Origin of the sequence: Paenibacillus sp. FSL L8-0663 (assembly GCF_038008125.1) — a bacterium.
In the GTDB taxonomy this organism is placed as follows: Bacteria; Bacillota; Bacilli; order Paenibacillales; family Paenibacillaceae; genus Paenibacillus; species Paenibacillus polymyxa_D.
Genome location: NZ_JBBOYM010000001.1, coordinates 2,789,271 through 2,801,821 on the forward strand (window position 1 = coordinate 2,789,271; position 12,551 = coordinate 2,801,821).

A 12,551-nucleotide genomic window follows, 5' to 3' on the forward strand; every position below is an offset into this window, starting at 1 on the left:
ATCTCTCCTATTTTTGGGTATCAGACTTGTCATTATTTTTGATTTCATCCGAACTAGCAGGGTATTGGTGAGCTGCCTGTCTTGTCTGGTTATGGCCTGATTTTTCGCTAGGTCTGGTTTTCATAGCCCACCACGGAGCTCTGATGATAAGGTCCTTCATATTAGATTTAAAGGTGGGGCTGTAGGGCACAAAATAATCAACTCCGAATGATTTGAGAGATACAAGATGAACAAGAAGGGGGATAATTCCTATCAGAATACCGAATAAGCCCAGAGCCCCCGCCAGTAGCATAAGTGCAAAACGCAACAACCTGACTGCTGAAGCCATACCAAAATACGGGATGACAAAGTTCGATATAGCAGTGAAGGCAACAACGATAACCATTGCACCTGAGACCAGTCCGGCTTGCACCGCTGCCTGCCCGATAACCAGAGCTCCTACAATGGAAACGGCTGGTCCGATGACCCGAGGCATTCGCACACCTGCTTCACGAATCACTTCAAACATCAATTCCATCATTAATGCTTCAATTAATGCAGGAAAAGGAGTTCCTTCCCGTTGAGCCATCAGCGTAATTAACAGCGTGGTGGGGATCATTTCCTGTTGGAAAGTCGTCAAGGCTATAAATAGAGAGGGAAGCAACAATGAGACTAGAAAAGATACCACACGAAGAGCCCTTAAAAAAGTTGAAATGTCATATCTCTGGTAGTAGTCTTCGGCCGTTTGAAAGAAATTGAAGAAAGTTACAGGTGCAATCAGAGCGAATGGCGTCCCATCAACCAGAACAGCTACTTGTCCGTCTAAAAGGCTACCTGCGACAGTATCCGGACGCTCTGAGTTTAGCATGGTGGGAAAGAGACTAAGTGGTTCATCCTGTATGAATTCTTCGATATAGCCACTTTCAAGTATGCTGTCTGTATCAATGGATTGAAGCCGTTTTGTAATTTCCCGTATTACTTCTGGATTAGCGACATTTTCAATGTAAGCTAATATGACTTTAGTTTGTGTATATCGTCCAATAACGTGACTTTCAAATTTAAGGTCAGGTGTCCGCAATTTTCTTCTGATCAGTGTAATGTTAGTTGAGACATCCTCTGTAAATCCTTCTTTAGGACCCCGTACTACGGTCTGAGTACTGGGTTCCTGAATAGCCCGTCTTACTCCGCCTGCGATGGAAACTGCCAAAGCATAGTTGTTTCCGTTGATGACAATGACAGCATTCCCGGAGAGAATGGCTTGATATACCTCATTTTGCGAATGTATCATTTGAATATTTCCTGCTGGAATTGTCTTCTTTAATAGAGAGACCGTGCTATTTTCACCAAGCTTAGAGGAAGATTCAGAGAGTTTTTCTGTAATTAAACCTTCCATTAAATCGGAAAGTAAGTTTTGATCAATTAATCCCTCGATATAACATACTGCGAGATGACCGGCATGGGCAGGATTTTCGGAAAAATTACGAATGATAAAATCAGGACCTTGTCCGAGTTTCGATTTGAGTAAAGACAGAGTTTGGGGCAATGACGGATTAATGGGGTCAGTTGTTTGCTGATTGGACTTTTCACTATCTTGTCTACGCCTTCTTTCAGGTCTCAGAACGTTTCTAAACCAACCTAACAACACAAGTTAACCCCCTTGCTTTATTGATAAAGCATATTTTATCCTCTAAGACCTAAAATATACTTCTTAAGAGCAGTTGATTCCAAAGTTAACCATTAAAATCTAAAAAATCAAAAGCGAGCGCCGTCCAACAGAGGAGAGCGCCCGCTTTTGATTTTTTGGAAATAACTAAATTCAACTAGCAGGTCAGGGAATCAACTCGAGCCCTTCTCCCGGTTCCAACACTTTCCCTACCCCTTCCTTTAGAAGCGAGGCGAAGTAGTGAGGGTCTTGTTTGATATGAGGGAACGTATTGAAATGGATCGGCACAACTTGTTTCGCTTGAAGCCATTCAGTTGCCAGCGCAGCATCTTCTGGACCCATAGTATGGTTGTCTCCGATCGGCAGAAATGCCAAATCGATATTGCTGAGTTCTCCAATCACCTTCATATCGTAGAACAAACCTGTGTCTCCTGCGTGGTAAATCGTTCTGCCCTCTGCTGTGAACAGAATCCCTGTAGGCATTCCCGTATAGATGATTGTTTTAGTCTCCAGATTAACGAGGCTTGAGCTATGAAAAGCCTGGGTTAATTTCACTTTTCCAAATTCGAATTGATAAGCTCCCCCAATGCTCATGGCGTGGGTTCGTACACCTTGCCAACTGAGAACATCCGCTAGCTCTGCCGATGCGATTACCAGCGCGTCATTTCGTTTTGCAATTTCCACAGTATCTCCAACATGATCCCCGTGGCCATGGGTCAGAAGGATTACATCAGCCTGCACGTCGGTTGCTTCCAGATCGGTGTTGGAGTTGCCTGTAATAAAAGGATCAATAAGAATAATTGTGCCATGGGTTTCGATTTTTACAACGGAATGTCCATGATAAGATACTTTCATTTTTCTTCCCCCTTGGTCAAATCGGCGGTGCCGGGTTTATTCAGATTAATGTGATGTAACAAACCATTGCCACGATATTGACTAATCTCCAATCGCTATCGAAACATACTCTTAGAAATTCTTCGCAGCATTGCGCGCTTTTTCAATTGCTTCGGCTTTGATTTGGGGAGCGCGGTCTCCCGCCGTGGACAGACCTTCCACAAATAGGCTATCAAAGTCTGTTACGCCGACAAAATTCAAAACCGTCTTCAAATGACGGCTTCCATTCTCGCGTTCCGCCACAGGACCTTCCGAATAGATGCCGCCGCTAGCTTGAATGTGGAATGCTTTTTTGTTATGCAGCAGTCCAACGGGGCCATTCTCCGTGTATTTGAATGTTTTGGCTCTGACGCAAAAGGAATCAATGTATGCCTTCAATACCGGAGGGTAAGAAAAGTTCCACATGGGTGTAACGAACACGTACTTGTCCGCAGTGACAAACTCTTCGAGCAAATGATTCAGTTGGGTTATTTTTTCTTGATGCGCGGCAGTCAATTGATCAAACGATGCTCCCGTTTGAAGCTTGCCCCATGCCTCCAATACATCTGCATCGATATGCGGAATGTCTCGTTGATACAGATCTACGTGCACAATCTTATCTTCTGGGTGACTTTCTTGATAGGCTTGTACAAATTGCTCGCCAACGGAAAGGCTGTAAGATGCTTCAGGATTACCAGGATGCGCAGTGATATAAAGAATAGTCGACATAATTATATTTTCTCTCCTTCTTATATAAAATTACGATTTAAACAATAAAAGGGGCGATGCCGTTGCCATAAGACCAGTTGTCTTTCGTGACTTCAATTAAATTGATAAAAACATCCTCGGTTCTAATGTTGCACTGCTCATGCAGTTGTTCAGCAAATGCCGCATAGAACTCTTTTTTTACTTCAGACGATCTGCCGACATTCAAAATGATTTGAACGATGAGAAATCCATCGCTTCTTTCAATGTCCAGACAGTTTGGATCAAAGTTGAAGTTCTCTCGGTTGTGTTCCTCGATAATCAAAAAACGATCATTTTCAGGCACTTGCAGCTTGTCCACGATCGTTTGCGAGACGGCCTCTTTAATACGGGCTTTAGCTTCGCTCGAACGTCCTTCCAACGTGACGATACGCGTTAAAGGCATGTAGATTACCTCCTCTTTTTGTTGATATGCTTTATTCTATCTGTTAAAATCCAGAACACGAATGTACATGAGTTCGTGTTAGTTCGTGTCAGAGATGCTCAAACTATTGAAGCCAGGTGATAAGATGGAAGACGAAAAATCTTTGAAAGATTGGCCCCATGATTGGATTAAAAAAATTCGTTCCAGGCCCGCTAGACATAACCTTTCCAAACGAACACGGCAAGTTGACTTGGCAAGGCAAGTTGGCGTCGATCCACGAACCGTTCAACAGTGGGAGAACGGAGATCGTCTTCCCAGCGTTGGCAGCCTCAAACGTTTGATTCAAGTCTTTTTGGAGGAAGGACTCTTCCTGGAGGGAGCCCAGCGGAAAGAGGCTGAGGAGCTTTGGCTTGCAGTAAAACGCTTTTCGGAAGTGCGCTTTGCAACAAAACGGGAGTTTCCGGATTTTGATGTCACTTGGTTTGAAACCGTTGCTTCGTTCGAAGGTTCCGCGCAGGAAGGTCGGGTTGCCACGCAAGCCGTTTCACTTGCAAGGCAAAGTCAGTTACCGAAGCCTCCTTCTCTCTTTATAGGAAGAAACCAATCCATGGCTGACCTGAAAGAACAGCTGAAGTTCCATTCCCTTGTGTCAATCGTAGGACCCGGAGGGATAGGGAAAACATCACTTGCTGTTCGAGTCGCTTCAACGCTTGCTGAAACGTATCCGGACGGTATTTGGATGTTCGAATTCGGCGCCGTAAAGGATCATCATTTTTTGGGCCAGTATCTGTTATCCACTATGGGACTGCAAAATCAAGGGAATCGAACTGATCTCCAAACCATATTAGATGTAATCTCCGAGAAAAGAATGATGTTTATTTTCGACAACTGCGAACACATCATTGATGCATGCGCGGCTTTAGCTGAATCACTCCTGATGGCTGCGCCAACACTAAGCATCATGGTCACGAGCCGAGAAGCCTTGAACATTTCGGGGGAATACGTCTATCGGATTCCCCCGTTATCCTTTCCAGGTGAGGAGTATTCGCTGGAGGTGCTTTCCGAAGAAGAAATCAAGGAATTTGAAGCCGTGCAACTGTTTATGGAACGTGCGCTTTTGGTTGCTCCTAAGCTTCAACCCACGCTGGCAAACTTGCAGCTTGTAGGTGCCATATGCAAAAAATTAGAAGGGATTCCGTTAGCCATTGAGCTTGCGGCTTCCAGAATGAGTATGTTGACATTAGAACAGATGGAAGAACGTCTGGCGAGTCTGCTGACATTATTGACTGCTGGAAAACGAAATGCTGTGCCTCGGCAAAAAACGCTGAAATCTACAATCGATTGGAGCTACGATCTACTAACCGGCAAGGAGCAACTGCTTCTGAGAAGGCTCAGTGTATTTTCGGGAGGGTTTACGTTGGAGGCAGTGGAGCGGATCTGTAGCTGCGAACCCACATTGCCCACCCGTGATGATAAACTTGCTCGGGAAGATATGCTTGATCTGTTATCCGGACTGGTCAACAAGTCACTCGTCTCAATCGAAACCAGTGATGACTACCGCTACATCCGTTATTTCATGCTGGAAGCCATTAAGGAATATGCTGGCGAGAAGATGCGGGAAGAAACTGACGGCCGTAACAGACATGTTCTTCTTGAACGTCATGCTCAATATTACAGCCAAATTTTGAATCGTGCCGAGGCCAAGTTCAGGACTCGAGAGCGTGATGCCTGCCTTGATGAAGTGAGACAAGAATATGCAAACCTGCGCTCAGCCATGCAATGGTGTTATCAGAATGATGCACATACCAACTCAATCGGATTTCATATGGTTTCAAACCTTTACTGGTTCTGGCTTCATGAAGGCAGATTAAAGGAGGGGATTTTTTGGCTTAACCGTTTTCTGGAAAGTACCGTTCATAAAGAACTGCCTGGTGGAGATTTTTCCAAAGCATTGCATGGGCGGGGCGTCATTCAATTGGTTCAAGGAAACGTTGAAGAAGCCCCGGTTTCAGCTGCACGCAGCGTTGAGCTGGCCCGTGATCTGAATCATTCTGCACAATTAGCCTCTTCTCTTCGTCTCATGGCATTTATTTATATCAACCAGCTACTTTTGAAAGATGCCGAGCCTCTCGTTAAGGAGAGCGTTGATATTGCCAGGAAAACGAAGGACATGTGGAATTTGGCGGCTTCGTTGCATGCTTACGGAAAGCTAAAGCTGGAACAAAAGGAGTATCATGAAGCATCCATGCTTCTAAAAGAGAGCGTGTACTTCTTCGAATCGGTTCAGGATAAATGGGAAGTATCCGGTCCGTACGAATGCCTCGGTTATGCTGCCTTGAAACTTGGGCAGACCGATCAATCCATTGAATGCTTCAAAAAAAGCATTGCGATCAGCCAAATTTACAAAGGGACATGGATTCTCTCTCGCGGAATAGAAGGGTTGGCTATAGCTTTATGGGCAAAGAAGGCTTATCCAGAAGCGGTCATCCTTCTGAGTGCTGCTGAGAAATGTCGCGAAAGCTTCGGAGGTGCTGCCGTTCCGAATTTTCCCGTGGAGCATATAATGTAGTGCTTCTTGATCTTCAACATGTTTTAATTGAACAGGAAATGCGCGATATTTGGAACAAAGGAAAGAGTCTAACGAAAGACCAGATTCTCGCATATTCTTTAGAAACTTAGGTGTGAAAGCCTCCCTGAAAATCTGATCGTCCAAACGATGGACGGCCTCATTGACAGCACGAACAAGGTTGATAGTACAAAGAAACCGTTCCTTTCGTAAATGGTGGGTCGCACTTCCATTTTCCCAGACGGTTTCTTTTTGTTTTACATCTTTGAGAAAAGCGGTCTTCCTGTGGGGTATGCAGTTTATGAACGACCAATAAAAGTCAAAAAATTGGTGTCTGCATTTCAAGATCCCTCTTGACACTCATTTTTTTCTGTAACTATAATGATTACATTAAGAAGGGAGTTAGTAATGATAATATTCAGCGGATTTTCAATAGGACTCGAAAAAGTTCCACTGCTGAATGTTTACCAGACAGTGGAAGTCATGGAGTAGGGGAAGCTCTTTCATATCCACGAACAGCATAGCTAGAATTGCTATTAATAGCATTGTATCCTCAATTATTTTAATCATAACATAGGAGTGGATTTATCATGGCAACTGTATTGTACGTAACCGCGCATCCTTTAAAAGACGGTACATACAGCTTATCAGTCGGCAAACAGTTTATCGAAATCTATCAGGAGGCCAATCCAGGAGATGAGGTCATTCATTTGGACCTGTATCGCATGGATCTTCCGCAAATCGACGCCGATCTTCTAAGACGCTGGGGGCAGCCACCAAGTGGTCTTTCTTTCGATGAACTGAGCGAGGGATCGAAGGGCAAAGCGGTGCGAATGCGCGAGATTGCGGACCAATTCATGACTGCGGATAAAATCGTCATTGTCAATCCGGTATGGAATTATTCTTTCCCGTCGGTTCTGAAAGCGTACATTGACGCGGTTATAGTTCCGGGAAAGACTATTAAGCGAGCCGATAATGGGCTGCGGGGTTTGTCCGGTTTGATTGGGACGCAGCAGGACAAAAAAGTGATGCACATTCAGGCTTCCGGCACGGTTCTCTCCCATGGGAAGTTCAAAGATGTAGAGTACAGCCATAGTTATGTAAAAGCTATCATGAATTTACTGGGCATTGACGATGTGCAGGCTATCTTTGTTGAAGGTATCAGTGAGCAGCCGGACCAAGCGCAGAGCATAAAGGAATCAGCAATCCGGCAAGCCATATTGGCAGCCAAAGCGTTTTGATGTGACAGCCTAAAGAAAAAGCGGAAAAATTCCAGGATTTTTTTCTGGTTTTTCTTTCTCTTTTTTGACCATGATGGGGGAATGTATTGTTGTTACACCTGATGTACGTTACCCAAATAAGTTGCATTATTACAATCCTTGATACTTAAGGCAATTCCTTTGTTTTGGCGGCCACAATGCGGTCATCATTATGGAGCGCTATGAGCCATAAGTGGAAATATAATGGTTAAACCCCAGGGACCTTATCCATCTGGAAGAAGCCCTGAGGTTTTTTGTTATTGAGCAGGGAGGTCTTGCCTGTAGTAATACGAAGCGGTCTCAAAATCTTTTTGGTGATAATAAGCTTCAGCTATAAGAATATACAATTCACTCATTTTTTTGTGCGCTTGCTTTTGTTATTGAGTTGGGCTTTTAAATCAGCTTCTTCCTCTGTGATTTCTATACTCTTTATTATGTTTAGAAACTCATTTAACAAATTGCTTTCAAGATATTGTTCCGCCCTTACCAATTGAGTAGGAATGGAGGGAGGAGGAGAAACGGTTTCCGAGGCCACTTCTTCTAAGAGAAAAGTAATAGAGCAATTTAATCGCTCCGCAAGCTTGCTAATGATCTCAAAAGAGGGCATCGCATTTCCTTTCTCAATTTGACTAATCAATATCAGATGATGAATTCACCCGCAGCTGGTTAGCAGCAGGGATAAGCAAGGATTATGCTGAGATCATGACCGGACTCGACCGTAAAATTCGCGAGGAAGGAGCGGAAGATCTAAGTACTGATACTGTAATGAGGGTGACTGGGAAGGCGCCTGTCTCCTTCCAACAATTTGCACAGAGACACGCAGGAATCTGGATGCGGGAATTAGACAGTACTATGACATTTTAGCCAAACTCAAACAGCGTGCACCAAGCTTGGAAAATTCCCTTGGAATCCTCGGCACTTCGCGTAGATATTTGTGTGTCCCAGCTTCCAACTGACAAAACCGAAAATATCTAGTTACGAACACAAGCTGAGAATTGCGCTAACAGAGATGCTTGTTGAATAAATTAGTCTAAATCTTCTATTAGAAACAGACTAGAATTATTGCTTTAATAGGGGGGATTATGATTAAGCGAAAGGTGGCATCTTATAAAGCGGAAAAGCGAATCCAAGGGTCAATTCAAGTAAAGAAAGGACAGGGTTCACTTTAAACCGCTCTGCCCTTTCTTTATAGATGAGGATAAACGAGTGATAAGTTTATGGTTCGATCAAGGTTTACAGATCGATTCTCCAGTTGCCCATCATCTTGGCGACTTCCGGGTCGCGATACGATAAGAAAAGACTTTCCCGCGTATCGAGGGCCGAGATTTGTTCGATATCATCCGCGCTCAACTCAAAATCGAAAATGTCAAAGTTCTCGACGATCCGCTCTTTTCTCACCGATTTTGGAATTACAACGACTTCACGCTGAACAAGCCAGCGCAATACGACCTGAGCGACGGACTTGTTGTATTTTTCTGCGATCGAGAGCAACACTTCGTTTTTGAACATGTTGTTAAGTCCCTCAGCGAATGGGGCCCACGACTGGTGTTGAACTCCGTGCTCTTTCATAAAAGCTGCGCTCTCTGTTTGCTGGTAGAACGGGTGCGTTTCGATCTGGTTGACGGCGGGTACGATTTCGTTATGAACGATGAGGTCCATCAGGCGGTCGGGTAGGAAGTTGCTGACACCGATCGCCCTAATCTTGCCTTCGCGGTACAGGTCTTCCATCGCACGCCATGCACCGTAGTAATCGCCAAATGGCTGGTGAATAAGGTACAGATCGAGATAGTCGAGTTGAAGCTTCTTCAGGGATTTGGCAAATGCGTGCTTGGTACTCTCGTAGCCGGCATCCTGAACCCAGAGCTTGGTCGTGATGAACAGCTGCTCACGCGGTACGCCGCTGCGGTTAATCGCACGACCGACCGCTTCCTCATTCAAATAACCGGAGGCGGTGTCGATCAGGCGGTAACCAGCCATCAGCGCTTCATATACAGCGTTCTCGCATTCTTCAGCATCTGGAACTTGGTAGACACCAAAGCCGATGATCGGCATTTTCACACCATTGTTTAATGTTACGGTTTGCATTGTATTTCCTCCCATTGTCCAAATGTAAAACGCAAACGGCCGCAAAACTCGGAAATCGGGCACCTCAGTGGGCTTCCGCTTACGGTCGACTTGCATTACAATAAGCCTAACGCCTTCGTGTTACACGAAGTCAAGCCATCTTCAAAAATTTTTATTTTTCCAAGGAGGATTCCACATGCATACAGTCAAAGAAGCTGCCCAGATAACGGGACTCACCGAGCACGCTGTACGCTTTTACACGGATAAAGGCCTGGTACCAAGCGTACAGCGCAATCAAAACAACATTCGGATGTTCGACGAAGAATCGATCAACTGGTTGCATGGCGTCAAATGTCTCAAGCAATCCGGGATGCCGATTGAAGTCATTAAAATGTACGTCGATTTCTGTCTCGAAGGGGATTCGACCATTCCGCAACGCTACACACTCATGATGGAGCATAAGGAAGCGGCGCTCATTAAGCTCGAAGAAGCCAAACAGCACGTTGCCCATTTGGAACAAAAAACGGCTCTATATCAGGCCATTCTGGAGCACCGCTCTCCAGACACGACCAATCCTGGCAACTGGGATAAAATTCAGCATATGCATAGTGACGTTTTTTACTCGCCCTCTGTTCGGAAGGCTAGAGATCTACGTGAGACACAACCACTCGAAGAAAATCCTCTGTTTTAAATTCCTGGTTGGCTTAGGATGAACAAGATTCAGAACAGTCTAGATTGGACTAACGAGAGACGATAACTTAATCATAATGAGAAGGCAGCAGGCCAAATGGACCCATTGCCTTCGTTCAAATCCTCTGTTTTTACACTAAATAACAGCACTGAACGCATCGTAAAAGATCATAAAATGGTAGCGTTGTTTCAAACATGAGTCGAACCGTCTGGGTAACTTAGTTCTCGGACTGATCTTCCCAATGTATGTATTTACCTTTTTGCGGGATCAGTCGATCAGCTAACGCACTTTCGGGAAAGCTTTCTATGCATCGTATGTACACATGATTAAAAGGAGGGCAGCACCCCACGCCAGCGGTAGAATTGACTACTACAGAGATTAGAATGTAAAGAAACGTAAGTCTGAAATAACAAGGGGCAGACTGAAAGATTTAATGGAACTGCGTCCAAGACTTAAACAGGCACAGTATGCCAAAATACTTGGGCTAAGCCGATTCAGTGTCTCACATCATATGCGAAAATTCAGAGAAGATTCAACTTGTGAATAGCTCACTTAACTACGTAATTGACCATTGCCCAATTATAATATACTATTGGTTAAAAATGTAATCAGGAGGCAGCTATATGTTTAACTCGGCAGTTTTAGAATCAATAAGTGACATAAACCTTTTGTATGAAATGCTGCAAGCAGAGTTTTCACTAGATGGTTGGGATGCTATGGTACATATTGCGGATAAACTCCACCACTCAATCAACGCATTCTATGAGGAAGACCAACTTAGACAAGCAAAAGGGCAGCCGAGGATTGATACTAAAAGACTTAAACGAAGTGTTGCTTTTTATTTTGGATATTCTATGGTGGCGAAAGGTATCGCATTGCAAAAGATGGGCGATTACTCAGCAGCCAGGGATTGTATTGAAAAGTACTCTGAATTGGGATGGATATCTGGATTGGACGATGAGGGGAAGGAGGATGTAGCACATTTCAGGATGATTGCAAATGCCAATACATATGTTTTGAATTTGCTGGAAGGTAATATGGAGACGCTTCCTGAATATGTGCAATTTATACACAATGCCGAGGAAGAAGAGTTGTTGCCGGGGATTATTACGATACTGGAGTCAGCTTTAAAACATAACTGTAACGTTGATTGGGCATTAAAAGAATTTGAGCCTAATTTGGACGCTCTGGATGGAGAGTACGAAACGGAAGCCAATATTCGTTATTATATAGATCATTTATATCTTATGTCCCTTTACCACTTTACTAATGGTAATATTTACAATGCATTAAATATATCCCTCAAGGGATTGCGAATGTCTGATAAACTTAAGGATGATACTGGATATAAAAAAATCAATGCATTATTTGTTTCATTTAGTGTTCATGCAACTAAAGAACAGCTGAATGAATATAATGTATTGAACAAAACTATCCTAGAAAGGGTGTTAAAAGATGAAAAAGGCATTAGGTATGATGGCAGTAGTATTGTTTCTGTTAGGTAACGTAATCATCCCTACTGGTGCAGCAACGATCCAACCTAACAATCACGGCATGAATAGCTTCCAACAACTTAATAATCATGGCATGAATAGCTAGGTTCGTATATTTGAAACCCCTTCTACAAAGAAGGGGTTTTTATTTGGTAGAATAGTTCCAAAGAATCATAACAATCTTCTAGAAATCTACTGATTTTTCTGAAGGATATCCACTCAATTCACAGAACACTATCATTGAGGAGAGGCGTGTCGAGGCAGGGGGTGCTTCGTGCCCTCATAAAGCCATTTCAGCAGCACAAAGACTTAATGTCTCGGCCGTCAATTCAAATATATCGGTTACATTGGGCGTTTTACATTGCAATAAAAACGATGGAGGGCGCTCAACGTGATAACACTGACTAGTAATCGTTACTGATAATATTCCCTCCATTCCTATTCCAGTCATAGGTTCAATATCAATTAACCCCATGCATACTAAATAATGAAAAGTTAAGTGTCGTTCAGTATTTAGTTCTAGCGGACCTGACAAAAGGCATTGTCAAACAGTTTTCTGGGAAATTTTAAGCGATCGTTATAGACGCTCCAAAGCAGATTAGCTTTTTATAATCACCCGAAAAGGTGGCTATGGAAAGCTTTTTTACCGGTTTAATGAATCATTAATACAATGATGGATGTAGTCGGTACGACGTACATACACAAATTTCGTTAGAGCGACGAGCATAGGTTTTGCTGAAATACAATAGTTCTTTGTACAATAAAGTTGTTTTCTAATGTCTAACAATTTCTTAATCCTGATGTCATTGGACTGTCCAATTAAGTGCAGCCTAA

The 12,551-nt window shown here is 43.6% G+C and carries 10 protein-coding genes; 4 read left to right on the plus strand and 6 right to left on the minus strand.

All coding sequences use genetic code 11. The annotated features are described in order from the left end of the window. Positions 1-7: 7 nt before the first annotated feature. The 4 genes from MKY75_RS12050 to MKY75_RS12065 all read right to left on the minus strand — a co-directional run bounded on the left by MKY75_RS12050 (position 8) and on the right by MKY75_RS12065 (position 3,665). Positions 8-1,624: a spore germination protein gene (locus MKY75_RS12050; protein ID WP_029515313.1), complete on the minus strand. Its 1,617-nt coding sequence runs from the start codon at positions 1,622-1,624 to the stop codon at positions 8-10. Positions 1,625-1,807: 183 nt separating this feature from the next. Continuing rightward, positions 1,808-2,497: a metal-dependent hydrolase gene (locus tag MKY75_RS12055; protein WP_165150643.1), complete on the minus strand. Its 690-nt coding sequence runs from the start codon at positions 2,495-2,497 to the stop codon at positions 1,808-1,810. Between the two features lie 111 nt (positions 2,498-2,608). Continuing rightward, the gene (locus MKY75_RS12060; protein WP_029515311.1) at positions 2,609-3,244 is read right to left on the minus strand and encodes an FMN-dependent NADH-azoreductase; all 636 of its coding nucleotides are present in this window, start codon (positions 3,242-3,244) and stop codon (positions 2,609-2,611) included. Positions 3,245-3,281: 37 nt separating this feature from the next. Continuing rightward, complete coding sequence (locus MKY75_RS12065) at positions 3,282-3,665, minus strand: tautomerase family protein (protein ID WP_340885432.1); 384 nt, start codon at positions 3,663-3,665, stop codon at positions 3,282-3,284. Between the two features lie 94 nt (positions 3,666-3,759). On the opposite strand from MKY75_RS12065, the gene MKY75_RS12070 reads away from it, so the two are divergent. Next, a complete protein-coding gene (locus MKY75_RS12070; protein WP_340885435.1) occupies positions 3,760-6,213 on the plus strand; it encodes an NB-ARC domain-containing protein in 2,454 nt (817 codons plus the stop codon). Positions 6,214-6,800: 587 nt separating this feature from the next. Then, on the plus strand, positions 6,801-7,451 hold the full coding sequence (locus MKY75_RS12075) for an FMN-dependent NADH-azoreductase (RefSeq protein WP_165150645.1): 651 nt from the start codon (positions 6,801-6,803) through the stop codon (positions 7,449-7,451). 370 nt (positions 7,452-7,821) lie between these two features. Here MKY75_RS12075 and MKY75_RS12080 read toward each other — a convergent pair whose 3' ends face one another. Both MKY75_RS12080 and MKY75_RS12085 read right to left on the minus strand, forming a co-directional pair. Beyond that, the gene (locus tag MKY75_RS12080; RefSeq protein ID WP_141695491.1) at positions 7,822-8,106 is read right to left on the minus strand and encodes a helix-turn-helix domain-containing protein; all 285 of its coding nucleotides are present in this window, start codon (positions 8,104-8,106) and stop codon (positions 7,822-7,824) included. 596 nt (positions 8,107-8,702) lie between these two features. Further along, positions 8,703-9,554, minus strand: a complete 852-nt coding sequence (locus MKY75_RS12085; protein WP_029515308.1) for an aldo/keto reductase — start codon at positions 9,552-9,554, stop codon at positions 8,703-8,705. A gap of 175 nt (positions 9,555-9,729) precedes the next feature. Between MKY75_RS12085 and MKY75_RS12090 the strand changes: the two genes are divergently transcribed. Together MKY75_RS12090 and MKY75_RS12095 are read left to right on the plus strand one after the other, a co-directional pair. Next, entirely contained in the window at positions 9,730-10,224 is a 495-nt protein-coding gene (locus tag MKY75_RS12090; RefSeq protein WP_029515307.1) for a MerR family transcriptional regulator, read from the plus strand. Positions 10,225-10,847: 623 nt separating this feature from the next. Further along, complete coding sequence (locus MKY75_RS12095; protein ID WP_029515306.1) at positions 10,848-11,729, plus strand: hypothetical protein; 882 nt, start codon at positions 10,848-10,850, stop codon at positions 11,727-11,729. Positions 11,730-12,551 lie beyond the last annotated feature (822 nt).